Source organism: Fictibacillus gelatini DSM 15865 (assembly GCF_000430745.1).
GTDB lineage: Bacteria > Bacillota > Bacilli > Bacillales > Fictibacillaceae > Fictibacillus_A > Fictibacillus_A gelatini.
In genome coordinates, this window is the sequence record NZ_AUMP01000024.1 from 43,383 (window position 1) to 69,125 (window position 25,743).

General features: G+C 42.6%; 24 protein-coding genes and 1 tRNA gene. 19 read left to right on the forward strand and 6 right to left on the reverse strand.

From position 1 onward, the window contains the following. Positions 1 to 85 precede the first annotated feature (85 nt). The 4 genes from H538_RS0112640 to H538_RS0112660 all read left to right on the forward strand — a co-directional run bounded on the left by H538_RS0112640 (position 86) and on the right by H538_RS0112660 (position 4,540). Positions 86 to 985 carry an SDR family oxidoreductase gene (locus H538_RS0112640; protein WP_026677919.1) on the forward strand — a complete coding sequence of 300 codons (900 nt, stop codon included), beginning with the start codon at positions 86 to 88 and terminating at the stop codon, positions 983 to 985. A 552-nt stretch (positions 986 to 1,537) separates the two neighbouring features. Continuing rightward, positions 1,538 to 2,353 (forward strand): SIR2 family protein, encoded by an 816-nt coding sequence (locus tag H538_RS0112650; protein WP_026677920.1) that lies wholly within the window; start codon positions 1,538 to 1,540, stop codon positions 2,351 to 2,353. Positions 2,354 to 2,613: 260 nt separating this feature from the next. Then, the gene (gene lhgO / locus H538_RS0112655; RefSeq protein ID WP_026677921.1) at positions 2,614 to 3,831 is read left to right on the forward strand and encodes an L-2-hydroxyglutarate oxidase; all 1,218 of its coding nucleotides are present in this window, start codon (positions 2,614 to 2,616) and stop codon (positions 3,829 to 3,831) included. A 19-nt stretch (positions 3,832 to 3,850) separates the two neighbouring features. Further along, positions 3,851 to 4,540: a FadR/GntR family transcriptional regulator gene (locus H538_RS0112660; RefSeq protein ID WP_026677922.1), complete on the forward strand. Its 690-nt coding sequence runs from the start codon at positions 3,851 to 3,853 to the stop codon at positions 4,538 to 4,540. 144 nt (positions 4,541 to 4,684) lie between these two features. Here H538_RS0112660 and H538_RS0112665 read toward each other — a convergent pair whose 3' ends face one another. After that, on the reverse strand, positions 4,685 to 5,605 hold the full coding sequence (locus H538_RS0112665) for a DMT family transporter (RefSeq protein WP_026677923.1): 921 nt from the start codon (positions 5,603 to 5,605) through the stop codon (positions 4,685 to 4,687). A gap of 471 nt (positions 5,606 to 6,076) precedes the next feature. Here H538_RS0112665 and H538_RS0112670 point away from each other — a divergent pair, with 471 nt between their 5' ends. The 11 genes from H538_RS0112670 (at position 6,077) to H538_RS0112720 (ending at position 13,674) form a co-directional block, all read left to right on the forward strand. Then, positions 6,077 to 6,976, forward strand: coding sequence for an EamA family transporter (locus tag H538_RS0112670; RefSeq protein WP_026677924.1), 900 nt, complete (start codon positions 6,077 to 6,079; stop codon positions 6,974 to 6,976). Positions 6,977 to 7,042: 66 nt separating this feature from the next. After that, positions 7,043 to 7,279 (forward strand): hypothetical protein, encoded by a 237-nt coding sequence (locus H538_RS0112675; protein ID WP_026677925.1) that lies wholly within the window; start codon positions 7,043 to 7,045, stop codon positions 7,277 to 7,279. 230 nt (positions 7,280 to 7,509) lie between these two features. Then, positions 7,510 to 7,968 carry an Lrp/AsnC family transcriptional regulator gene (locus tag H538_RS0112680; RefSeq protein WP_026677926.1) on the forward strand — a complete coding sequence of 153 codons (459 nt, stop codon included), beginning with the start codon at positions 7,510 to 7,512 and terminating at the stop codon, positions 7,966 to 7,968. Between the two features lie 36 nt (positions 7,969 to 8,004). Continuing rightward, positions 8,005 to 8,667: an L-serine ammonia-lyase, iron-sulfur-dependent subunit beta gene (gene sdaAB, locus H538_RS0112685; protein ID WP_026677927.1), complete on the forward strand. Its 663-nt coding sequence runs from the start codon at positions 8,005 to 8,007 to the stop codon at positions 8,665 to 8,667. An 18-nt stretch (positions 8,668 to 8,685) separates the two neighbouring features. After that, entirely contained in the window at positions 8,686 to 9,585 is a 900-nt protein-coding gene (gene sdaAA / locus H538_RS0112690; RefSeq protein ID WP_026677928.1) for an L-serine ammonia-lyase, iron-sulfur-dependent, subunit alpha, read from the forward strand. Positions 9,586 to 9,795: 210 nt separating this feature from the next. Further along, a complete protein-coding gene (locus H538_RS0112695) occupies positions 9,796 to 10,086 on the forward strand; it encodes a hypothetical protein (protein ID WP_026677929.1) in 291 nt (96 codons plus the stop codon). A gap of 159 nt (positions 10,087 to 10,245) precedes the next feature. After that, complete coding sequence (locus tag H538_RS0112700; protein WP_026677930.1) at positions 10,246 to 10,872, forward strand: FMN-dependent NADH-azoreductase; 627 nt, start codon at positions 10,246 to 10,248, stop codon at positions 10,870 to 10,872. A 75-nt stretch (positions 10,873 to 10,947) separates the two neighbouring features. After that, complete coding sequence (locus H538_RS26130; RefSeq protein ID WP_154657974.1) at positions 10,948 to 11,121, forward strand: hypothetical protein; 174 nt, start codon at positions 10,948 to 10,950, stop codon at positions 11,119 to 11,121. 51 nt (positions 11,122 to 11,172) lie between these two features. Next, positions 11,173 to 11,249, forward strand: a tRNA-Leu gene (locus tag H538_RS0112710). A gap of 243 nt (positions 11,250 to 11,492) precedes the next feature. Then, on the forward strand, positions 11,493 to 12,929 hold the full coding sequence (locus H538_RS0112715) for a DHA2 family efflux MFS transporter permease subunit (RefSeq protein ID WP_026677931.1): 1,437 nt from the start codon (positions 11,493 to 11,495) through the stop codon (positions 12,927 to 12,929). A 268-nt stretch (positions 12,930 to 13,197) separates the two neighbouring features. After that, entirely contained in the window at positions 13,198 to 13,674 is a 477-nt protein-coding gene (locus tag H538_RS0112720) for an N-acetyltransferase (RefSeq protein WP_026677932.1), read from the forward strand. A gap of 49 nt (positions 13,675 to 13,723) precedes the next feature. Here H538_RS0112720 and rraA read toward each other — a convergent pair whose 3' ends face one another. Continuing rightward, a complete protein-coding gene (gene rraA / locus H538_RS0112725; protein WP_026677933.1) occupies positions 13,724 to 14,200 on the reverse strand; it encodes a ribonuclease E activity regulator RraA in 477 nt (158 codons plus the stop codon). A gap of 253 nt (positions 14,201 to 14,453) precedes the next feature. Here rraA and H538_RS0112730 point away from each other — a divergent pair, with 253 nt between their 5' ends. The 3 genes from H538_RS0112730 (at position 14,454) to H538_RS0112740 (ending at position 19,669) form a co-directional block, all read left to right on the forward strand. After that, complete coding sequence (locus tag H538_RS0112730; protein ID WP_026677934.1) at positions 14,454 to 16,361, forward strand: PTS mannitol transporter subunit IICBA; 1,908 nt, start codon at positions 14,454 to 14,456, stop codon at positions 16,359 to 16,361. A 63-nt stretch (positions 16,362 to 16,424) separates the two neighbouring features. After that, positions 16,425 to 18,521, forward strand: coding sequence for a BglG family transcription antiterminator (locus H538_RS0112735; RefSeq protein ID WP_026677935.1), 2,097 nt, complete (start codon positions 16,425 to 16,427; stop codon positions 18,519 to 18,521). Positions 18,522 to 18,526: 5 nt separating this feature from the next. Next, a complete protein-coding gene (locus H538_RS0112740; RefSeq protein WP_026677936.1) occupies positions 18,527 to 19,669 on the forward strand; it encodes a mannitol-1-phosphate 5-dehydrogenase in 1,143 nt (380 codons plus the stop codon). 119 nt (positions 19,670 to 19,788) lie between these two features. On the opposite strand, the gene H538_RS0112745 is transcribed toward H538_RS0112740, so the two are convergent. The 3 genes from H538_RS0112745 to H538_RS23820 are packed head-to-tail and all read right to left on the reverse strand — an operon-like array spanning position 19,789 to position 23,662. Next, positions 19,789 to 21,135 (reverse strand): MFS transporter, encoded by a 1,347-nt coding sequence (locus tag H538_RS0112745; protein ID WP_026677937.1) that lies wholly within the window; start codon positions 21,133 to 21,135, stop codon positions 19,789 to 19,791. Further along, on the reverse strand, positions 21,119 to 22,762 hold the full coding sequence (locus tag H538_RS23815) for a PEP-utilizing enzyme (protein ID WP_035350784.1): 1,644 nt from the start codon (positions 22,760 to 22,762) through the stop codon (positions 21,119 to 21,121). The genes H538_RS0112745 and H538_RS23815 overlap by 17 nt, the downstream gene beginning before the upstream one ends. Positions 22,763 to 22,768: 6 nt before the next feature. After that, positions 22,769 to 23,662, reverse strand: coding sequence for a PEP/pyruvate-binding domain-containing protein (locus tag H538_RS23820; RefSeq protein WP_035350787.1), 894 nt, complete (start codon positions 23,660 to 23,662; stop codon positions 22,769 to 22,771). A 143-nt stretch (positions 23,663 to 23,805) separates the two neighbouring features. On the opposite strand from H538_RS23820, the gene H538_RS0112755 reads away from it, so the two are divergent. After that, positions 23,806 to 24,084, forward strand: a complete 279-nt coding sequence (locus H538_RS0112755) for an IclR family transcriptional regulator domain-containing protein (RefSeq protein WP_026677938.1) — start codon at positions 23,806 to 23,808, stop codon at positions 24,082 to 24,084. 22 nt (positions 24,085 to 24,106) lie between these two features. Here the strand turns inward: H538_RS0112755 and gabP are convergent, their stop codons facing one another. Beyond that, positions 24,107 to 25,510, reverse strand: coding sequence for a GABA permease (gabP, locus tag H538_RS0112760; RefSeq protein ID WP_211235569.1), 1,404 nt, complete (start codon positions 25,508 to 25,510; stop codon positions 24,107 to 24,109). Positions 25,511 to 25,743: the final 233 nt, after the last annotated feature.

Sequence of the window (25,743 nt, forward strand, 5' to 3'; positions counted from 1 at the left end):
AAATTAAATCGATTTTTTTAATAAGGGCAATCGTCCGGGAAGTTGAATAAAATAACACACTTCATTTTGGAAGGGGGAATCAAGTGTGTTTCCTGTGTATCCTTATTATTCGTACCAAACCGAATGCAAGACAGTTCCGATTTCTTTTCCGCCTCAACATCAAAACGTGCAGCCAGGGCTCGAGTATGTAATGAATCCGCGGCCAATTTCTGAAAATCCGCATTATCGGGGATCTGATAAGCTTAAAAATAAAGTGGCAGTCATTACAGGAGGCGACAGCGGGATTGGAAGGGCGGTGGCCATTGCCTTTGCGAAAGAAGGAGCCGATGTAGCGATTGCCTATTTAAATGAACATCGGGATGCTGAAGAAACGAAGCAGCGAGTAGAACAATTAGGGAGAAGATGCCTATTGATCCCCGGCGACCTTCGCATCGAACAAACGTCAACAGATGTTGTTCGAAATGTGATGGGCACGTTCGGGAAAATCAGCATTTTAATCAATAATTGCGCCGTCCAATATGTGCAAAAAAGCATTCTCGATATTTCCGCTGAGCAATTAGAAAACACATTCCGGACGAATATCTTTTCCTATTTTTATATGACAAAAGCCGTTCTACCACATCTTCCATCGGGCAGCTCCATTATTAATACAGCATCGGTCACGGCGTATAAAGGGAGTAAGCAGTTGATCGATTATTCGGCGACAAAAGGGGCGATTGTGACATTTACCCGTTCTTTATCGCAATCTCTGGTCCATCACGGAATACGGGTGAACGCTGTCGCGCCGGGTCCGATCTGGACGCCGTTAATACCGGCCACGTTTTCTAAGGAAAGTGTCATGAAGTTTGGGGGCGATGTCCCAATGAAACGGGCGGGCCAGCCATTTGAATTGGCCCCGACCTACGTTTACTTAGCTTCAGATGATTCGAGCTACGTCACAGGACAGGTGCTGCATGTAAATGGAGGGACGATGGTGGATTCGTAGCATTAGATAAAAGGCAAGGTTTCTAAGCCGCATTTTTTATGTGGAAATACGGCTAACTTTTGAAAATATGAAGCAGGTTTTCTTAAAGCCTATTTCTTTTTAAGTTTCTCGATTTCTGTAGAAGTTAAGCCGGTCGCCTTAATGAAGCTTTACAAGTTTGTCTGAATTTCTCTTTTTGTTTTTTGATTTCGGAAATAATTTGTGAAGTTCTTGTTCTAAAAATTGTGGTTTCTGTCTGAAGTCGACTTGTTCATAAAAATGCGGGGCGAAAAACAAAAGGAATTCCTCAAATAACGTTGAAATGACATCTTTCCAAAGCCGATCAAAATCTGGATGGGCAGTCATGTACATCACCATCCTGTAAAAAATAAATTTTCAACACTTTTTGGGAACGTTTGTTCGTATGATAATTATAAAATATTCTCCAAAAACATGCAAGTAAATTTTTAAGTTTCTGAACAGGAAGAATGAATATATAAAAGAAATGAATATAGATTAAAGAAGATAAATCAGGTGGATTGATCAGTAATAAAACGAAAAAGGGGTAACAGAATGCTCGATGAATTAGCCGTATCCATTAAAAACAAAAATGTCATTCTTTTTGTCGGGGCGGGTGTGCCAAGGAATATCGGGCTGCCGTCGCATTCGGAATTGATTGATAAAATGGTAAAGGATCTGGGATACGAACCGACAGAATTCAACCAATTAGGAAATGGAAATTATCTCGAGCTTGCCGAATATTATTACCTGGAAAAAGGCTCATTGCGATCGCTTAGAAGCTGGATGGATCAATTATGGGATACGAAAGACGTTGACATCGGCCAGTCGGAAATTTATAAGCATATTATCGATTTGGACATTCCTTTAATTTACACAACGAATTATGATCGATGGTTAGAATGTGCGTTCGATTACTACAAAAAGAAGTATATTAAAATCACCAATGTAGCTGACATCGTAAAAGCAAGAAACAATGAGCCGCAAATCGTGAAATTTCATGGCGATCTTGATGATGATGCTTCAATTGTTTTGACGGAGTCGAGTTTCTTTCACCGGTTAGACTTTGAAACGCCTTTAGACATCAAGCTGCGGTCGGATGCGCTAGGAAAATCGATTCTGTTCATCGGCTACAGCCTTACCGATATTAACATTCGATTCATGCTTTTTAAGCTGCAGCAGCAATGGAAGTTATCTAACTGTGAAAACATGCGGCCAAAATCATATATTTTTTTGACGAAATCCAATATGGTCAGGGAACGAATTCTTGAGGAGCGCGGCATCACCCCGATCGTCTCAGAAATTGACGATCCCGGTGAAGCGCTCAATGTGTTTTTGAAAAATTTAAAAGAGCAAGTGTTAAGAAGCTGAAGGAATTGAAAAGGGGAGCGCTCCATCATGTAATGAGGTCAGAATTGTTCTGGCCTTTTTAGATTGTAAGGCGCTCTTTACACCGAGTACGCTTTTGTGAAACTTGTAATACAAATCCCCTTGTTTTTTTAAGAGGAAGAGAGTAAGATGAAGATGAATTAAAAAATATTCTTAAAATTAGCATGCAAAAACGCATTTGTTTTGTCTGTGTTTTTTTGGTGATTCATAATTTGTATTACATATTGGAGAGGAGTAGAGGAATGTACGATTATATCATTGTCGGCGGGGGGATCGTAGGGCTTTCAACCGGTTATGCGCTTAGCGAGAAGTATCCTCATGCGAAAATCGCGGTGATCGAGAAAGAGCAGACCCTCAGCTTTCATCAAACGGGGCACAACAGCGGAGTCATTCACTCCGGTATTTATTATAAGCCGGGCAGCTATAAGGCAAAGTTTGCCCGGGAAGGAAATGAAGCGATGGTCTCCTTTTGCAGAAAATATGGAGTCGCCTATGAGGTGTGCGGCAAGGTGATCGTCGCCACAAGCAAAGAAGAGCTTCCGCTTATGGATAACCTTTATCGCCGCGGCTTGCAAAACGGATTAAATGTAAGGAAAATTGGAGTTGAGGAACTTAAAGAGATTGAGCCGCACGTAAATGGTCTTGGGGCGATTCATGTTCCGAGTACAGGAATTGTCGACTATAAAGGGGTTTCCCATACTTTTGCTCGCCTGATTCAAGAAAAAGGCGGGGATATCATTCTTGCCACGAAAGTTGAAAAGATTAGCGAGAGAAAAGACAGAATCACGGTTGAAACGGACCGTGGGACCTTTCAATCTTACTACTTAATTAACTGTGCCGGATTGCATAGTGACCGGGTCGCTAAAATGAGCGGCTTGCAAACGAAGGCGAAAATTGTGCCGTTTAGAGGAGAATATTATGAGCTGGTTCCGGAAAAGCGCCATCTTGTCAACCATCTTATTTATCCGGTGCCGAATCCAAATTTTCCGTTTCTCGGCGTTCACTTCACCCGCATGATTAACGGTGAAGTCCATGCTGGTCCGAACGCGGTGCTGAGCTTTAAGAGGGAAGGGTATACGAAAACAGATTTTAATATAAAAGACTTTTTGGAAGTAATGACATACTCCGGTTTTTGGAAGATGGCAATGCCGAATATAAAGGAAGGGATTCATGAAATGATCCGGTCGTTCAGCAAACAGGCTTTTCTGCGCAGTTTGAGGCGGCTCATTCCTGAATTAACGGAACACGACATCGTGCCAACACATGCCGGGGTGAGGGCCCAGGCGATTATGAGAGATGGCAGCATGGTGGATGACTTTTTAATTGATGCAAGCGGACGTTCCGTTCATATTTTAAATGCGCCTTCACCAGCAGCGACTGCTTCCATATCGATTGGTCGGGAAATTAGCGTTCAAGTTCCAGAGCCGCCGGGGGTGCACAATTATTCGAAATCGATGTAATAGGGAAGGATAGAATCTTGTGAAAAAAGAGAAAGTCTCACAAAAAATTTCACGTGAATTGCTTGTGATGATTGATAGAGGGGAGTTCCCGCCGGGTTCGAAACTCCCAACGGAAAAGGAGCTGGCGGACTTATTCAGTGTTAGCCGGATGCCGATTCGGGAAGCTTTAAGCGTTTTGCGGGCGATGGGCTTAATTTCGTCTCAGCAGGGAGGCGGAAGTTATGTGGAAGAAAGGATCCCGACTTCAATTAGCCAGCATTTTCACATTCAAAAAGCGGATGAAGAGAGTATCCGAAACTTATTTGAAATGCGGAAAATATTAGAGCCTGAAGCGGCTTACCTTGCTGCATTGAGAAGAACGCCCGACGAATTGACAAAAATGAAAGAAGTATTGAAGTGGATAGAAGAAGATTTTATTTTAAAGGAAAAGACGGGACGGGAAGCCGATTTTGAATTTCATCGGACCATCATGCAGGCCACGCATAACCCGGTGATGATTCACATGTTTGAAAATCTGTCTTCTCTTTATCATAAAGTGTTGGAAATTACCTTGAAACAAAATGTCGGGCTGGCAAGAAAAAGAGAAATTGTCTATAAAGAACACGAGAACATTTATTTAGCCATCGAAGCGGAAGAGCCAGAACTCGCCAAAGTGCAATCCATCATTCATTTGAAAAATGTGGAAAAGAAAATGGATCTAAGCTTATAATGTTTAGCTCGGTTAGGCGAATAAATGCCTGCTTTGGATGGATAAGTGGCCCGGTTAGACGAATAAATAACCGCGCTAGACAAATAGCAGCAAACTTTACACCGAATTGACGAAACGAGCAGAAGATAAATGCCCTGCTCGTTTTTATGCGCCGATCTGATGTTTGCGTTTTGAATGCCGCTTTAATTCTTCAAAAGCGCCGGAACCGAGAATGACGCCAAATAAGATGAATAGGAAGCCGATCATCTGGGCCATCTTGATTTTTTCGCCTAAAAAAAGAACAGCGCCGATTAGAGCAAAGAACGGATTTAAGTTAATGAAAATAGACGCCTCCGCCGCTCCAACTTTCCCTATCGCATAGTTGTAAAGCATGTGGCCAAGTGCGGTTGCAACAATGGCGGACGTAAAGAACACTGCCCAAATCGAAGGAGAGCCTTTTGTCATCGTTTGGAGTCCGTTCGGTTCAAGGAATGCACTGATGGCAAATAGGATAACCGATCCAATGAGCAGCATATAGCCTGTCATTAAGCGGGGATCCAGCGTTTTTGAAATTTTTTTAATCAGGATGAAGCTTGCGGCCTGGGATAAAATCGCAAAAAACACATACAGATCACCAATCGACACTCCGTGAATAGATCCGTTTCCTTCCAGCACGATAAAAGCGACCCCGGTGAGTCCTAATACAATTCCAAGCGCCCTGGTTACCGTTATGATACTGCCTAAAAAGAGGATGGCTAAAATGGTCGTTAAAAGAGGTCCCATTCCTAAAATGAGCCCGCCATTGGAAGCGGAAGTTTTAGAAAGCCCGATCGATAAAAAATAATGATGGCCGACTACATTAAACAACGCAGATATGAAGACATAAAGAAATTCTTTTTTAGTAAGCCAGCGCACCTTTTTCAGCAAGAAAAGAACGATAAATACACTGGCCGCGGCCGTCAAAATGCGAAAGGATGTCATTGTAACCGGCGCGAACTCGGCAACTAACAATTTTGTCATAATGACATTAAATCCCCATGCGATCATAATGCAAAACAAAACAAAATAAATTTGCTGTTTTTTCAAAAGTTCCACTTCTTTCTTTATGATAATATTGGTGAGAAAAGACGGGTTCAAGCCGTGCGGAAAAACTTTGAATGGAGAATTCATTTTAGATTGTATTTTAATACAGAAGTGGAAATTCGCAAAAAAATATGCTTATCGTTTTGAAATTTATGATGGGCCGCACGTTCTTGTTTTGTTCTTGATTTTAGCTAAAATCTGTTGCTTTTTTTTAATGCATTTTGCTAAAATCGTAGTGAAAATCGATTACTCAAACTCACTGATTTGTGAGAGGTGAATTTTGCAGGGCTTGGCTCTGTTTCGTCGCCTGTTGTCCATTCACGGACAGCAGGCGTTTTTTATATAAAGGACAAAATTCGGGACAAGGAACGAGAAGTGTCCAATAGAAGAGCTCTAAAAGACAATTTTCAGTCGAGGCGTCAAAAATAGGCTTAATAAAGTTGGCATGGATTTAAGAAAGAAGTGAGGGATATTATGGGGAAATTAAAGTATTCGTTATTGGTGCTTTTAGGAGGGTTTAGTTATGGACTTTTATCAACCGTCATTAAACTCGGGTTTGTGGATGGATTTTCAATCCAGGAGCTAATAGGTGGGCAATATCTATTCGGCTGGTTTGGCTTACTATTCATCGTCCTTTTCTTTTCCCGGCATCAAGTATCGAAAAAGCAGTTATTTACGCTTTTGGCGGTAGGGACGACAATGAGCATGACGGGCATATGTTACGGGCTCGCTGTTGAAAAACTTTCTGCATCAATTGCAGTTGTCTTTTTATTTCAATTCACATGGATCGGGGTGCTTATTGAGGCGATTGCGAACAAAGCTTTTCCAGGTCATGACAAAATACTGTCGATTATTATTTTATTTATTGGAACTTTGCTTGCGGGCGGCCTATTGGAAGGGCTGGCGAAAAACTTTTCGATAAGCGGAATGTTGTTCGGGCTTTTAGCTGCTGTATCGTTCGCTTTTTATATCTTTGCAAGTGGCCGTGTGGCTACAAATGTGCCGACGTATACAAAAAGCTTTTTCATGACGACAGGCGCGAGCGTTATCATTTGCATCGTCTTTCCGCCAACATTTTTAACGAATGGCGTATTGCAAGCAGGCCTCTGGAAATATGGGTTATTTCTTGGCTTATTCGGCGTTATCATTCCCATTGTTTGTTTCTCGATTGGCATGCCAAAAATCGATACGGGGCTTGGCGCTATTTTAGGGGCATTTGAACTTCCTACCGCCATTGTTGCTTCCATTACGTTCTTGAATGAAGCGGTTTCCGCTATGCAATGGGCAGGCATCGTCCTTATTTTAATTGGAATCATCACACCTCACTATTTATCGTTGCGAAAAGAGGGGCAAAAACGTCGGAATGTGGCATGAGGCGATCCGAAAGTAAGCTGCATTCCACCGAAAACGAATGTTTCATTTACTTGTTATTCTAGATAAATGAAAAAGAGGGATGAAGTTGGAGATTTCGGTTGCATTTTTTCCATTGCCATGATGACCGTCATGATTGCGATTGGATGCTTACTGGCGAGGAAAGTTCCGTTCACGGCAGAGCGGCGTGAGCTTCTCATTGCGATTATTGTCAATGTGGCAATGCCATGTATTATTTTAAACAGCATTTTTCACCACGAAAATGGACCAACAATTTATGATGGTTATCTTTTTAACGTTTCTTAGTTCTGTTTTAATCAATTGCTTTGGGGTCTTTTTTTAAAAGGGCAAACGAGGGCTGTCCCGGATAACCAATTGCCGGGGCAGCTTTTTTATACGTTAGGATCCGAAAATTGGCAGCAAAAGATAAAGGGAAAAGTCACTCTTAATAATTGAAAAGATAGGCGATTGCCTTATTTGACATTTATAACAAAGGGATTATAATGAAATTGATTACGAAATGAAGGTGATTAAGTATGGATTCATTGGATATAAAGATTATAGAACTTTTGATGTCCAATGGTCGAGCTACCTGGGCGGACCTGGCAGGGAATCTTGGAATGTCCGCGCCAGCTATCGCTGATCGGGTGCGCCGGCTTGAAGAGAAAGGCGTAATTAAAGGTTATACGGCTATTATCGATCCGGAATCGGTAGGTTATGAAATGACCGCTTTTATCTTTTTATCCATAGACAAAGTTGAGCATCGCGAATTATTTTTGGCCCGGGTGTCCGAGTTGCCTGAAGTGCAAGAGTGCCATCATGTTGCGGGAGAAGAAGATTATTTGCTGAAAGTTCGATGTCAGGGGACGAAAGATTTAGATCGGATCATTAGCCAGGAATTAAGGAAACTGCCGGGTGTTTTTAAAACCCGGACGACCATCGTACTCAATACTTACAAAGACGACCAGGTCATTCCTTTGTCTGCTGATAAATAATGCGCAAAAAATAGAAATAAAATTGGAGGGGAAAGTATGAAATATAAAAGTGTTTTTGATATTATCGGTCCCGTGATGATTGGGCCATCAAGTTCACATACAGCAGGAGCAGCGAGAATCGGAAGAGTGGCCCGGCATTTATTTGGAAGAAAACCGAAATATGCCAACATTTCTTTTTATGGATCGTTTGCGAAAACGTATCGCGGGCACGGCACGGATGTCGCAATCGTTGGCGGAATCCTCGACTTTGACACATTCGATACAAGAATTGTGAATGCGCTTACGATCGCGAAAGAAGAGGGAATTGCCATTAAAATGACGGAAGAAGATGCGGTGACCGACCATCCGAATACGGCAAAAATCGTTCTTGGCGATGATCAAGGCCAGCTAGAGCTTGTCGGGATTTCTATTGGAGGCGGCAAAATTGAAATTACGGAACTTAATGGGTTTGAGCTAAAGCTCTCCGGCAACCATCCCGCTCTTTTAGTCGTTCACAATGACCGTTATGGCGCGATTGCGGGAGTGGCTAACATCCTTGCGAAATATCAAATCAACATCGGCCATATGGAAGTGTCTCGGAAAGAAAAAGGCGAGGAAGCATTAATGGTCATTGAAGTGGACCAAAATATTGACCAGTCTATATTGGATGAATTAGAAGGGCTTCCGATCGTACAACAAGTTGTAAAAATCCATGAATAAAAGAACGGAGGTTTATGTATGTTTAGAAATGTAGCGGAATTAGTAAAGCTGGCCGAATCAAAAGGCTGTAAAATATCAGACATCATGATTGAACAAGAAATGGAGGTCACCGGCCGATCGCGGGAAGAAATCTTAGCGCAAATGGACAAAAATTTGAAGGTGATGGAAGATGCCGTTGAACGAGGGATCACTGAAGACGTAAAGTCTCATTCCGGGTTGACTGGCGGGGATGCGAAACTTCTTCAGGCGTATATGAAAAGTGGCAAAAGCCTTTCTGGCGAACTGATGATGGACGCCGTTAGCAAGGCGATGGCGACAAATGAAGTAAACGCGGCAATGGGAACGATTTGCGCGACCCCGACCGCCGGTTCTGCAGGCGTGGTGCCAGGTGTGCTTTTCGCATTAAGGGAAAAATTAAACCCGACGAGAGAACAAATGCTTGCTTTTCTTTTTACTTCAGGAGCATTCGGCTTTGTCGTTGCCAATAATGCATCCATATCAGGCGCTGCAGGCGGCTGTCAGGCGGAAGTTGGATCAGCGACGGGTATGGCTGCGGCTGCAGTTGTAGAGCTTGCGGGCGGAACTCCATCCCAATGCGCGGAAGCGATGGCGATCGCTTTGAAAAATATGCTCGGCCTTGTCTGTGATCCAGTTGCCGGTTTAGTGGAGGTGCCATGTGTGAAGCGGAACGCGATGGGCGCAAGCAATGCCATTGTTGCGGCAGATATGGCGCTTGCCGGAATAAAAAGCCGGATACCATGTGATGAAGTTATTGACGCGATGTTTAAAATCGGGCAAAACATGCCATCAGCCTTAAGGGAGACGGCAGAAGGCGGGTTGGCGGCTACACCAACCGGCCGAAAATTAGCGGAGAAAATTTTCGGCATGCCTTTAAAAGCCCAGGAAGAGAACCGATAAGGGCAGATGTTTTTATGGGACGTTATCTTTTAAAAAGATGCGTCCTTTTTACTTTTTTGTAAATCTTGAAAGGTTCATCAGATTGCCATCTTTGTTCCGAAAAAGGGCTAGTTTCCTATGGTAAACTTCAAGTGAAAACAATCACAAAGAAAAAATCACGTTTGAAAAAGTTGAACAACAGAGAGTAGACACGGAATGGAGATGGAAACCATGATTGAAAAGCAAAAACAGGTTTTTAAAGTCATTACACTTTTATTGCTCTGCTACTTAATGATTTCTTCGCTTGCTCTAGCTGTAAGCGTACCAGATATGGCGATGATGCTAAGAGGAATTTCTGCATTGCTTGGATTGATTGGAGTAGGTTCCCTCATTTATTCGAAAGAATTTGTTATAAAAGATGCGTTTAAAAGTTTCCCGCGCAAAATGAAATTAATGTGGTTTGTCGCGTTAGCCGTAACGATGTTTATGGCAGTTGACGGGATCATGAATTTTATAAAATAAAAATGACTTCTTTAAAGCCTCCCGCTTTATATGCCATCTTATGCATATGCCGGGCGGCTTTTTATTTTTAAAAATCGTGCTATTTTTATGTCATCTGTCATTTCGTTTATGGACAAACTAAAATGTAAAAAATTCTATAAAAGAAAGGAAAGGATTCGAATGGCAAAACTTTTGTACATTACCGCCCATCCGCTTAATGAAGGAGCATCTTTCAGTATGGCGGCGGGGAAAGCGTTTATCGATACGTATAAAGAAGTCAATCCAAATGATGAAGTCGAGCATATTGACTTATATAACGAAAATATTCCATCTATTGATCTTGACGTCTTCAATGGATGGGGAAAACTAAAATCCGGAACAGAGCTTTCGGCTGATGAAAAAGCAAAAGTAGGCCGGCTTTCAGAGTTATGCGATCAATTTATTTCCGCGGATAAGTATGTATTTGTCACGCCCATGTGGAATTTTTCGTTTCCGCCAATTATGAAAGCATATATTGATGCGGTTTGTGTTGCGGGAAAAACCTTTAAATATACTGCACAGGGTTCGGTCGGCCTTTTAACCGATAAAAAAGCGCTCCATATTCAGGCCCGTGGCGGGATCTACTCAGTAGGACCAACGGCTGAGATGGAAATGGGACACCGTTATTTAAGCACGATCATGCAATTTTTCGGCGTACCGTCTTTTGAAGGCTTATTCATTGAAGGTCATAACGCCATGCCGGAAAAAGCCCAGGAAATTAAAGAAAGCGGCATTGCCCGGGCAAAAGATTTGGCACATACTTTTTAAATAAAAAGAGTCAACGCATGTTGACTCTTTTTTTGGTATGATTAACGATAAATACATATTTAAAGGGTGAATCCGTTGCTTATCATTAAAGTAATCCTTTCCATTGTTCCAATTATCATAGTTATTGCTTCGATTGCAGCATGGTTCAATACACAAGTCATCTTAAGGGAATTGGCTGAAATCAAAAACAAGTTAGGTATTAAAGAAGAGAAGAATCCTTCGTTTCTTAACAGGGATCTTGATGACTAGCGAATCATTTTTTTGATGCATAAGAGAAACCGCAATGGAAAAAATAATAAACGGGTCTGTAGCTCAAATGTAGAGCAGCCAGTTAAGAGCTGTGCATTTTACGGGTGCCAATCCCGTCGGACCAACCATCAAAAGATCCTGCATGAATTGCAGGGTCTTTTTTTAATAACTGAACTCTCGGCCCCTCTAGATTGGATAAATATCAATCATTTAGGCGGAATTATCGATCAATTTCGTTCATATATCAATCATTTTAAAGGAAATCTCTTTTACAAAAATTTTCAGGCAGATGATTAGATAATTCCTGTAATATCGTGTACTCTGTAAAAAGCATATGTGCGATAAAATAGGGGGAGGGAGTAATTGAAACGATGGTAACACAAGGCTACAAAAAGTCTACCATTGTCGCGCTTTTGCTTGCTGGAGCTTTTATATCCATATTAAATCAAACACTCATGATCACAGCGATACCGCCGATTATGAAAGAAATGGATGTCACAGCGAACAGCGCGCAATGGCTAACAACCGTCTTTATGCTTGTGAATGGGATTATGATTCCTGTAAGCGCCTTTTTATTGGAACGCTTTTCAACCAGGCAGCTTTTTATATCCGCAATGAGCATATTCGCCTTTGGAACATTGGTCGCAGGCTTAGCTCCCAATTTTGAAATGATATTGCTCGGAAGGGTGATTCAATCAAGCGGGGCTGGCGTCATGCTTCCGCTTATGCAAACCGTCTTCTTAATGATTTTTCCTGTTAATAGGCGCGGTGCGGCGATGGGCCTGGTTGGGCTCGTCATGTCTTTTGCGCCGGCGATCGGCCCGGCTTTGTCAGGATGGGTGACATCAAATTATTCCTGGCGTCTCCTCTTTTTCATTATTTTGCCGATTGCGCTTATCGATATCCTCGTCGCCTTTTTTAAAATGAAAAATGTGACAGAGGTAACGAAACCAAAAGTGGATGTCCTGTCGATCCTATTATCTTCTGCAGGGTTTGGCGGATTGCTTTATGGATTTACATGCGCAGGCAATAATGGCTGGCAGGCTTCCAGCACGCTTATTTCACTTGGCATCGGGATATCTGCGCTTTTGTTTTTCGTCATAAGGCAGCTGCGCCTGGATCATCCAATGCTTGAATTCAGGGTTTTTAAAAATTCCATTTTCCCGCTTACCGTTTTCACTGGCATGATCACCTTTATGGGATTGATTGGAGCGGAGACGATCATTCCTTTGTTCATGCAAAATATGAGGGGATTTTCAGCGTTTGAAGCAGGCCTTGCCCTATTGCCGGGTGCGCTCATTACCGGTTTTATGTCACCTATTACGGGAAGGATTTTTGATAAAATCGGAGCAAGATGGCTGGCCCTCACTGGATTGACGATTATCACTGCAGCTTCTTTTGCCTTTTCGAATCTAGGTCCATCGACTTCCTTTGCTTTTATAACGATAATGTACGGGATACGGATGTTCGGGCTGTCAATGGTCATGATGCCAGTGGCTACAGCTGGATTAAACCGGCTTCCGAAACGGCTGATTCCTCACGGCGCGGCGATGGATAATACGATGAAAATGATCGCGGCATCGGTCGGGACGGCGATTCTTGTCACTGTGATGACAACGACTGCAGAGACCGCAAGCCGGCATCCAGAAATCTCCCATCCAGATATGTATGGGGCAAATCGGGCCTTTATCGTCATTTCAATTCTATCATTATTAGGCGTCATCATTTCTTTTTTCATTAAAAACAAGAAGTTGACGGAAGAAGAAGTGAAGAAAGAAGAGGTTAGAAAAATAACTGTAAATGAGTGATTAATTTTTAATGAGTTTCAACAAAGTAGTCTGGAATAATTCAGGCTACTTTGTTTATCCCTTAAAAAAAAGCGAAAAATAAATTGATATCGACTGCAAAATGATTGATAAAGTGCCCGAACTGATTGATAACTATCCTGAATTAATTGATTTGTGTTCCGATACGAGTTAAAAACGTCATTACCACATAGGAGCTCTATATGTATTGCATATATATTCATAATTATGTATATTTATTATATGTAAACAACGGATAAGGAGATCGGTTATGGAAATTTGCAATGCAGTGATAAATGACGTAAAGGAAATCTATGGTTTGATTGACACGTACGCCAAACAACAGGTCGTTTTGCCTCGTTCGTTATCCTCACTTTATTATGATTTGCAATGCTTATATGTCGCAAAAGTTGACCGGAAAATAGTAGGGGTCGGAGCATTGCATATTCTCGGGCCAACGATTGCAGAGGTGCGGTCTTTGGTGGTGAATCAGGACTATTTTGGAATGGGAATCGGGCGCAAGTTGGTGGAGCGCATAATAAGCGAAGCTTCCCGGCTTGGGGTCGGAAAATTAATTTCGCTCACTTATCAGATTGAATTTTTCGAAAAGTGCGGATTCCAAATTGTCGCAAAAGAAATGTTGCCGGAAAAAGTATGGAAAGACTGCATCAACTGCCCTAAGATTAAACACTGTGACGAAATCGCAATGGAGATTCACCTCGCGCGTCAAACGGAAATGGTGTTATAAGCTGACGGCCTGAATTCTATTCAACTGAATTCAGGCCGTTTGTCTTAAATTAAATTTCAAGAGCTGTTGGAGAAAGCACAATCCCGTCTTCATCCACGTAAACGTAATGCCCCGGATGCCATTTTACATTGGCGAACTCGAGAAGTATATTTTCTGTTCCTTTTCCTTCCTTTTTGCTTTTTAACGGGAAGCTTCCTAATGCCAAAATCCCTATATCGATCGTCGCAAGGTCTGCTGTATCCCTGACATAACCATTGACAATCATTCCAGCTAATCCTCTTCTTGCCGCAATTCCCGCAAGATTGTCGCCAAGCAAGGCACAATTGGCAGATGCCTTGCCGTCAACAACCAACACCGTTTTAGGCGGGAGCGTTTCAAGCAATTTGCGGATGAGCACGTTATCGTCATCGACCTGCACTGTAGCAATCTGGCTGGAGAACGACTTTTTCTTGCCAAAACTTTTAAAAAGGGGAGCTGCAATGCTTACATCAGGATAAAATTCATCACACAAATCGGTAGTTTTCATTCGCCATCTCTCCTTTACATATCAATTGATAGTTTGATCATAATCGTTTATATCAGGGAATTCTATTAATTTGACTGAAGAGTCAAAAAAGAAAGAAATGGGAAGGATATAAGACAAATGATTAAAAATGTACGCTTTTAGAAAGTATAACTTTGTCTATCATGTTGCGACAAAGTTAGTTTTCTTCGATGTTGAATGCAAAAAAGGCATGCTTTACGATAAAAGGGAACTTGAAATAAAGGGGAGAGAACAAATGGCTCAATTGAATATAAAAGTGGCTGTGCAAAAGTTCGGCAACTTTCTAAGCTCGATGGTTATGCCGAACATTTCAGCTTTTATCGCGTGGGGATTGATCACTGCTTTGTTTATACCCACCGGATTCTTTCCAAATGAAAGCCTTGCCAAAATGGTCGGGCCAATGGTCAGTTATTTGCTGCCACTTCTAATAGGATATACTGGCGGCAAGCTAGTGCATGACCAGCGGGGAGCGGTTGTCGGCGCCATCGCTACAATGGGGGTCATTGTAGGCTCTGATATTCCGATGTTCCTTGGTTCGATGATCATGGGGCCGATGGGCGGCTATGCCATTAAAAAATTTGACCAGTTAATTGAAGGGAAAGTGAAGGCAGGATTCGAAATGCTTGTCAATAACTTTTCAGCAGGAATCATTGGAGGTCTATTGGCGATCCTGTCATTTTTAGCAATCGGCCCTGCTGTTGATGTATTTACAGGGTGGCTTGTTCATGGTGTAGATTGGCTGGTGGGAACAGGCTTATTGCCGCTCACAAGCATCCTTATCGAACCAGCAAAAGTCTTATTCTTAAATAATGCCATTAACCATGGGGTATTGTCTCCAATTGGAGTCGAACAAGTAAAGCAGACCGGAAAATCCGTCCTCTTTTTGCTTGAGGCAAATCCTGGACCTGGTATCGGCGTCTTGCTTGCGTATTGTATTTTCGGGAAAGGCACTGCAAAGAAATCCGCGCCGGGAGCTGCAATCATTCAATTTTTCGGCGGTATTCATGAAATTTATTTCCCTTACATTTTAATGCGCCCTCTGTTATTTTTCGCTGTGATTATTTCTGGAGTAAGCGGAGTCTTTACATTCGTCCTGTTAGGAGGCGGATTATTTGCGCCGGCATCGCCGGGGAGCATTCTTGCCATTACAGCGGTCACTCCTCATCACGCAAGCAGCTATATCGCGAATTTTGCTGGTGTGCTCGTGGCGGCTGTTGTGTCCTTCTTGCTTTCATCATTGGTGTTAAAAATGGATAAAAGAGAAGATGTAACCATTGAGGATGCGGCTAAAAAAATGCAAGAAATGAAAGGGAAGAAAAGTGCTGTTGAGGGTGTGTTCACTGGCAGCTCCGGAAAATTCCCTGAACATGTTGAAAAAATCGTATTTGCATGTGATGCCGGAATGGGCTCAAGTGCGATGGGAGCTTCTCTTCTCCGCAAAAAAGTGAAGGAAGCAGGACTTTCCATTACCGTCACCAACAGCGCGATTAGCAATCTTACTGAGGATGCCCAAATTGTCGTCACACAGGAAGAGCTGACGCCGAGAGCCCGAAATAAAGTTCCGAATGCGTATCATTTGTCTGTTGATAATTTCTTATCCAGTCCAAAGTATGATGAATTAATTAACCGACTTCTAGAAAAAGATACGGGGGAAAGGGTCGAAGAGACCAAAGCAGGCGATTCTCCCAACCATGAAAACGACAATGATCTTTTAAAAGAAGAAAATGTGTTCCTTAACATGCGGTTTGCCAATAAAGAAGAAGCGATAAGATTTGCCGGACAAGTTCTCGTCAATGGAGGATACGTACAGGAAAGCTATATTGAGGCGATGATTGAAAGGGATCAAATAACTTCTACTTATATGGGGAATGATGTAGCCATCCCTCACGGAACCGAAGAGGCGAAAAAGCAAGTCATTAAATCGGGTTTCACCGTCATTCAAGTTCCCGATGGAGTCGACTTTGACGGTCAAAACGTCCGTTTGATTTTTGGCATTGCAGGCAAAGACGGTACGCATCTTGAGATATTGTCGGGAATTGCCGTTACATGCTCGGATATGGAAAATATCGAGAAAATGGTTGAAGCTAAAACAGCAAGAGAATTAATGAATGTCCTAAATCAAAAAGAAGCTGTTTCATCTTAATCTATCGTTGCGTCAAACTGCGCTTTCCATTATTGGTTCATTAACCTGAAAAGAGTGGGTGGCATGTACATTACCTCAAGGGAAAAAACAATTATCGAATTAATTATTAAAACATCCGGGAAGCATACGGCATCGTCCATTTCTGGTTATTTAAATGTAAGTGTCCGGACCGTCCATCGCGACTTGAAATCGATTGAAAAAATTCTGAAAAAGTTTGGTCTTCAATTGAATCGAAATACAAATGAAGGGCTGAGTATTGAGGGGAAGAATGAACAAATCTTCCGCCTCATGCAGCACTTAGCCGGTATTCAGCCAATCGACCGGACACCTAAGGAAAGAAAGTTTCTTCTCTTATTATCTTTGCTAAAAGAAGAGGGGACGCATAAAATCCAGGTTCTGGCCAACGAACTCGATGTAAGCATCTCGACCCTGACAGCCGATCTGGAGGAGTTGAGTGAGTGGTTGATGAATTTCCATGTCCGGCTTAAGAAAAAAAGAGGTGTCGGTGTTCAGATTGACGGAACGGAAAGGGACAAACGAAAAGCGCTGGCCACCTTCATTTTAGTTCATTTTAACGAAGAATTATTTGAGAGCATCGTTTTAATGGAAAAAGGAAATCATCCGGACGAAAGAATTTTGCATTATTTTCGTCCGGAATACCTTTTGGAAGTCGACAGAACCGTTAATTCGACCATTAACAATGGTTTATCAAGACTGGCTGACAGCGACTATATCGGATTGGTCATCAATGTATGCATCGCCCTGCAGCGGACCGAAGACCATTTCCTGATGGAGGATGATGCCGAAGATGATCAATATGAAATTACGGACGAATTCTCCCTCATTAAAAAAATGAGCAAGCGACTTGAAAATAAATTTTCTATCGCTCTCTCTAACAGCGACTTGACCTATTTGGCAGTACTCCTTAAAGGATCAAAGCTTCAAGCGGTGGATAGTGTGCCCTATGACAGAGTCGATCTTAGACAGATGGTTAAAAACTTGATTCAGCATGTTTCCGCACAGATTCATGTAGATTTGACGAATGATTTTTCATTGTACCAGGGACTGCTTGCCCATATGGAGCCTTCTCTTTATCGGGCAAAGCAAAAAATAAGGCTCTATAATCCGTTAACTGAAGAAATTAAGCGAAAATATCCAGTTTTATTTATGGCGGTGAAAAACAGTGCTGAAAAAGAATTAAAAGAGATGGGCGATATTCCTGATGATGAAATCGCCTTCATCGTTCTTCATTTCGGTTCGGCATTGCTCATGCAAGAAGAGGAAACATCGATTAAAGCTTTGATTGTCTGCCCTACTGGAATCGGAACATCTAAAATGTTGGCGAGCAGGTTGAAAAAAGAGATTCTGGAAATTGACTCGGTGGAAATCAAATCAATGAAAGAACTTCAGCAACAAGAGACTTTCGATCAATACGACATCATTCTGTCGACGGTTCGCCTCCCATTCCTAAACGCCGATTATATTTTGGTCACGCCGCTCTTAAGCGAAGAAGACATTGCGGCTATCCGAAATTTTTTAAAGCGAAACATTAGCGGTTTGACGAAAGATAAGTACGTCATTAATAAAGGACGTAAAGAAAAAAAGGTACAGAGAAAAATACGGAAGCCGATCCAGGAAGTTCTTGCTGAGCTGAAAGATGTCGAGCGAAGCATCGAGTCAGTTCTCCATAATTTTAGATTTTATCGGATGCCATTATCAACAAACCATGTACAGGTTATTAAAGATATGGTCTATCAGGCTGAACGCGAAAATCTTCTATCCGATGCGAATGATGTGATCAGATGTCTGGAAGATCGTGAAAAAAAGGGCGGTCTTGGTATTCCGTATACTGGAATGGGTATCTTTCATTGCAGGCACGAAAAGGTCAGGGAGCTTATTTTTCAAATTTGCCATATAAGCCAGGCTTGTGTGATTAGGGGAATGGATGGAAATGAAATGCCCATGAAAAATTTGCTATTAATGCTGGCCCCTAAAGAATTAAGCTTAAAACAGCAGGAAATTGTTAGTTTGATAAGCACAAGTTTGATTGAGGACAATGAGGCGATTATGATTTTTTCATCCTCGGATGAAAAGATGATTCGCTCTCGTCTGGAAGAGGTTTTTTTAAATTATCTCCATACTAATTTAATGAAGGAATGAAAGAAATGAAACAGGCTATACATTTTGGTGCGGGAAATATAGGAAGAGGATTCATCGGCGCGCTCTTTTCGCAGTCGGGCTATCATGTAACCTTTGTTGACATCGCTGATCCGATCATTAAAAAACTCAATGAGGATAAGCAATATAAGGTGATTCTCGCTACAGATAAGAAAGAGTCTTACATGATTAACAATGTATCAGGTTTGAATAATATGACCCAGGAAAATGAAGTCATAGAAGCCATGAAGACTGCGACATATTTAACAACGGCAATAGGGCCGAACATTTTGCCCCGTATTGCGCCATTAATCGCAAAAGGGATCACTGAACGGGTCAAGCAATCGAATGAAAAACTATATGTCATTGCTTGCGAAAACCAGATTTCGGCGACCGATTTATTAAAAAAACATATTTATGATCATTTGGACGAAAAAATAAAAGAGAGATTGGAAGGGAGCGTCTATTTTTTCAATTCGGCTGTGGATCGGATTGTGCCTATGCAAAGCCAGCATGGATCACTTGACGTCCTTGTCGAGCCTTACTTTGAGTGGGTAGTCGAGACAATGGAAAGCATTCCGCCTGTTGAAGGTATGAAAACCGTTTCAGATCTTGCTCCGTTTATTGAAAGAAAGCTTTTCACCGTCAATACAGGACATGCTGTAATCGCCTATCTCGGATACCTTAAGGGGAAAACGACCATTGACGAAACACTGGCAGATAGGGAAATTGCAGGGCAGGTGAGAGCCACACTGGAAGAAACGGGAGCTTACTTAATTAAGCGGTATAATCTGGACCCGAACGATCACCAAAATTATATTGAAAAGATTATTCATCGTTTTAAAAATCCTTATTTAAATGATGCAGTAACAAGAGTGGGTCGTTCGCCTCTCCGGAAACTTGGACCCAATGACCGCCTCGTACGCCCGGCGATGGAAGCAAAGAATGAAGGCCTTTCATATACCCATCTTGCAAAAGCGATCGCATCCGCTTTGCATTTCGATTACAAAGAAGATGAAGAAGCGGTGAAAATGCAAGAAATGATTAAAGATAATGGCGTGTCCCATGTGCTAGAGGAAGCGAGCGGCTTAAGCGAAGACTGTGAAATCACGAAGGAAGTTGTAAACTATTACAACACACTAAGGAAATAATTCCGCATTCTTATAGAGAGAACCTTTCTATGGTTGAAGGTTCTCTCTTTTTGTATGGTTATCTTTAGAACGGTGAAGCTTCCATATTACCATGCAAGTTTACTATGCCAATGCTTCCATCAGCCGCTTTTCGCCGTTGTTTGGCCTCTTCGGAAGGAAATGTCCGGGTTGGACAGCAGTCGTGAAATGATAAGGCCAAGAATGGCAGCAACAAGCAGAACCGCAAATAATGAGCTGGAGCCGGCCAACATGCTGACCAGGGTGGAGGAAATCATGCTGCCAAAATAGCGGAATGTGGAATAAATCCCGGAAGCGGTACCTGACATTTCCTTGCTGACGGATTCTAGAGAAGCGGTTTGCATGGCCGTTGAACCAATACCGCCCGCAATTCCGCCAACGGAGAGCGCAATGATAATGTAAGCCAGGGAATGAACCGGCTTTAACCCGAAATAAAGCGCCGCTGATCCGACCGCAATGCAAAAGGAAACAGCGATCATTTTCCGATTGCCTATCCGTGCGGTCAACTGCCCGCCGAGCCAGCCGGATAAAGACATGGAGACGGAAAAAGCGGCCATCACCCACCCAATCGTCTGATGGGAATAGTTGAATTCATCCTCCAGCAAGAGTGGCATCATCAACAGGGTTGTGTACATGATGAAATTGCTGACGAGAATGGACAGATTCGCCCCTAAAAACGTATGATTTTTAAATAGCGAGAAGTCAATGAGCGGCACTTGTGCTTGAATTTCCCTTTTAACAAACAATGCAGAAAATAGGGCAAATAGAAGCGCGATCAAGGTATAGACCATGAGGCTATGGCGGTGAGTCAATAAAATTAAGGCCGAAAAGCTAACCGCCAAATATATTGAGCCCGCGATGTCCAATGAAACGGCCGTCTGTTTTTGTATTTTCGGCAGAATAACGATCGAAGTAAGAAGGGCGAAAAATAAAAATGGGACATTCACCCAAAAAATCGACTTCCATCCCCATTCGCCGATCAAACTGGCCCCGAGCAAAGGACCGACCGCCGCACCAAGGCCCATTCCCATTCCGAAAAGACCAAACGCTTTCGGAAGCCTTTCTTTTGATAAGGCGTGCCGCATAATGGCCGTCGCATTCGGCGTGATTAGCGCGCCTCCGACGGCCTGAAGCGAACGGAAAACGATCAGCCACGGCAAATTGATAGAAAAAGCGCAGGCAATGGAAGAGATGAAAAATAACGAGAGCCCCCACACGTAAATATTACGGTTGCCGAATAGATCTCCAAGTTTCCCTGCGATTGGCTGGGTGACGGCCATTACGATTAAATAAATGGTAACGACCCATGAAATGTTCGCAAGGCTTTCGTGGAAATAGGATGAAATGGACGATAAGGCTACGGAAATCATGGTTGAATTGATGGGCGCTAGTATCGTTCCTGTCAAAATGGAAGCAATTAAGAGAAGTTCTTTAATTTTGTTTGACAACAGTAACCACTCCGTTTGTTCCGTCCACTGTCACAACATCTCCGTCTTTTAAAGTGGCGGTCGCGACCCGTGTCCCAACGACTGCGGGTATTTTATATTCTCTTGCGATGATTCCGGAGTGGGAAAGAATGCCTCCAGCGTCTGTAATGACTGCGCCGGCCGATGAGAACAACACTGTCCATGGAGGCGTCGTCGTTTTACAAACGAGCACATCCCCTTTTTTCAGTTTTTGGAATTCGTCGAGATGATGAACGACTTTAACTGTCCCGGTATACGTTCCTTTAGAAGCGGCAAATCCTTTAAACGATGTTTGCGTCGCCGTCGCCTTTTCCTCGATTCTCCCCAAAACTCGTTCAAACAGTTGATTTTCGTGAAACCCTTCCGGAGGCGTACCATATGTGACAGGAACTTTTTTCTTCAAGTTCTCTTCATATTCGGCCTTCCGCTTCTCTATTAATTTTACAGCGTCATCAGGGACTTTCAAAAGCGTCTGCACTTCATCCAAATATAGAAAAAAGATGTCTTCGCTGTTTTGGATCGCATTTGATTGAACGAGCAGCTTCCCAACATTTAATAAGAAAAGCCGTGATTTGGCCGTAAGCATGGCGTCAATGTAGAAATGGTGGTCGTCCCTTATGCAAATGCCTTTTAAAGCCATTTCATAAGTTTTTATAAAATTATCCTTTAATTCGCTCTGAGGCAAACGTTCAAGCAATCTTTCATATTTCTCTTGCCTTTCTTTAGAAATTCGGTCGAATTCTTTTTGGAAATTGTAATTTTTTTCGATATACGACTGAATAATTTCCAGCGGGCGCTTTCGATTTTCGATCCACGTTAGCCCAAGGAATTCGTGCGGTTCGTTTTTGCGGTAGCCATATTCTGATAAAAAACGGTCGAGATGTTTTAAGAAAACACTTCCTTCTTCCGCCTTTGAAAGATTATTTTCTAATTCTTCAGGCGAACTGTTCGCGAAAATCCGTAACACTGCGGGCTCTTTTTTGGCAAGTTCGGAAAGCTTCCACAATTCTCGTTCGGTTTCCAACGATTTATTCATGATTCCGACAAGCAGTTCGTAAACTGCCGCAGGATTTGTTTCGCCCGTCAGCTTTTCGTACATTTTTTCAAGCATGGTCCCAATGGCGGATTGTGGCATGACGATATCGAAATGGATTTCCCAGGCTTTTTGATAAAATGAAAAAAGCTCATCCAGCTTCTTCAAGGCTTCTTCATGGGTTAAAACACGGCTTGCGTCTTCATCCAACTGATTGTAAAACGGCATCAGCTTTTGTTCCACCGCTTCATAAAGCCGCTCCTTCATCCGTGGAAAAAGGGGGCGCATCGCTTCTTGATGTTCTTTTATTCTTTGTTCGAAATCACCCTCATAAGGGATCATCATTTGGTAGGCGTGGCCGTGGCAACTTTTGAGAACGGTCCGCTTTAAAGGGAGTTTTGCCTTTTGCAGGGCGGTATTAAAACCGTAAGTAAAAGCAGGGATCATAAATGATAAAAATAAAGGGCACTTTGCGTTAGGAAGGTGATTATCATCTTGTAGCCAAAAGCCGTTTCGTTTTTCTTCATCGCTTAACAAAATTGATTGTTGAAATTCGGTGATTTTTTCGGTGATCATCTATATTCATCTCCTTAAAAGCGTAGTGATCGGGCGAACTTGCAATACAAACAATTCGTTCCCTTGAAGCCCAAATTCTAAATCAATGGGAGCGTTGTAAATGTCCTCCACTTTTTTTGTCATTTCAGCGATTTGCTTGACTTGCGCATCAGAAAGGCAGAATCGGCTTTGCTCTTCCTCAGTCGTCTCGATTTCTTTCGTGCCAGCCCCGTCCGGGATGATTTTTATTTCCTTTAATCCGAGTTCTTTTTTAATTTCAAGACTGTCTTTATTAACGATAAACAAATCGGGTGTTACGATGCCGGATACTACAGCTTCGCCTAAACCGAAGCTTGCGTTGATGACCATTTCATTTGTGCTCTCCGTAAGCGGATTGGCGCTGAAAACGACGCCGGATACATCAGAATGGACAAGCCCTTGCACGACAACCCCCATCGACCAATCGGCTTCCGGCATGTTCATGTTTTTGGCATAGTGGCGAACTTGAGGGGCAAACATCGAGCGCCAGCAGTCTTTTATTTTATCCAGAAGATCTTCAAACGTAGTGACATTTAAATAACTTTCATACTGGCCGGCAAACGAAGCGTCTTCGAGATCTTCACTGCTTGCCGATGACCGGACGGCGACAGCCGGGTATACCTTCATTAATTTTTCAAACGCCACCTTAAGCTCGTTTGCAAGTGCTTCAGGAAGGACCAAACTCTTCATCTTCTCTTCCATGTCCCGGGCGTCGTCCGTAGAAAGGCCGCTTTCTCGCAAACTATGGAACAAAGACTCTATCGTGACAATAAAACCATCGGGAACAGGCAAATCGTGCTTTTTCATTTTCACCAGGTTCATTGCTTTTCCGCCGATTCGTTTCTCTCTATCCGTTGCTTCTTCAAATGAAAGCGTATACAATAATGAAAAACTCCTTTCTCTATTTTGACACTGTTGCGAGAATACAAGCGCCACAGTGCCGATCCCCTTTCAACGATTATGTTATAAAGTAATTAAATACACAACATACTATGGTAGGATTTATTAATTAGGAAATTAGTCCTTTGATCAACAGTGAATTGTTACCGTATAGAAAAACAGAAAAGTTAAAGTTGAATGACATTCGCGAAAGAGGCTATTCCATTAGCAGCGAAGAGCTTGAAGGCGGGATTTATTCGATTGCCGCACTGATTTTTGACAATCACGGAAATGCCGTTGCGGCCGTTAATGTTGTGTCTCCTCTCACTTCCTATAATGTTGGATGTATCGAGAAAACGGCTCTCCCGGCATTGCTTGAAACGGCAAAACAGCTGTCACCGATATCAGGGCATTTAAAGGCATAGGAAGAACGCTTATGCGTTTTTCCTATGCCTTTGTCTGCTGATGCTGTTTTTGGCCGACATTGGCTTTTTTAGGATTAAACAAGAAATAGATACCGATCACAATGACCGCGATGAGCAATGTAAGGTAAAGCTGTGAACGCATGGATTCGATAAAGGCCATTGATCCAAGAATGACGAGAATGACAGCGATGGTGACATATGTTAAATACGGAAACAGCCACATTTTGATTTTAATTTGCTCCGGATTTTCTTTCTCTAGCCGATATCTCATACGCAGCTGTGAGAAACAGATAACGAGATAGACAAGAAGAGCGACGGCGCCTGATGAATTCACTAAAAATAGGAAAACTTTATCGGGTGATACGTAATTCATGACGACGGCAATATATCCGAAAAACGTGCTTGCTAAAATCGTCCGGACGGGAACCCCTTTGCGATTTAACGTAAGAAAGCTTTTTGGAGCATCCCCTTTTTGCGCAAGCGCATAGAGCATGCGGGAACAGGTGTACAATCCCGAATTTAAACAGGATAGAACGGCTGTCAGAACGATAAAGTTCATAATTTGAGCCGCTGCCGGGACGCCGATTTTTTCTAAAACGGCAACGTACGGGCTTTTTAAAATGCTTGCTGAATCCCATGGCAACAGTGTAACGACAACGGCAATCGAGCCTACATAAAAAATGAGGATACGCCAGATCACGCTGTTTGTGGCCTGGGAAATCGCTTTTTGCGGCTGGGCAGATTCGGCTGCGGCGATTGTCACGATTTCTGTTCCCATAAAGGAAAAGATGACGACGACAACGCCTAACAGGATGGACCCGGGACCCTTTGGCATAAAGCCTCCATGGGCGGTCAAATTAGAAAAGCCTGCGCCGTGCCCTGGAATAAGGCCAAAAATAACCGCAGCCCCCATCAGCAAGAAAACAATAATGCTGACAACCTTAATCATCGAAAACCAGTACTCAAATTCGCCGAATGACTTAACAGAGTAGACGTTTGTAAGCGTTAACAAAACGGTTAAAACTAAACAGGTAAACCATAACGGTACGTCAGGCAGCCAGTATTGAATGATGCCGGCTCCGGCTGTTGCTTCAATGGCGACAACCACAACCCAGAAAAACCAATATAGCCAGCCGATCGTAAATCCTGCCCATGGTCCAATCGCTTCACGCGCATATTCGGCAAAGGATCCGCTCGCTGGGTGTGCGGCGACCATTTCTCCAAGCATTCTCATGACGACGACAACCATCGCGCCAGCAAGAATGTAAGAAAGAATAGCTCCGGGTCCTGTTGAATGAATGACAGCGCCGCTTCCGACAAATAGACCGGCACCAATGACGCCGCCAATCGCAATCATCGACATATGGCGCGTTTTCAACCCTTTTTGTAATGTGTTCTCATTCATTGCCACAACTGTTCCCTCCATTTCTAGTTTAACCTAGTAGAAAAATGAAGTGCTACTACTATAGTAACATTAATTTTACAACATTCTAAAAATACAGACACTAGTCATAATGTAAACTTTTAATCGCAGTTTTTTTGACAAATTGTAAAATAAGCATGTGATTTAATAAAAGGTTATAAGCACAAGGGCTCACTTCCCAAAATTAAATTTGATTACATAGAACCATTCACGAAACCATTCCAAAAGGCTACAAT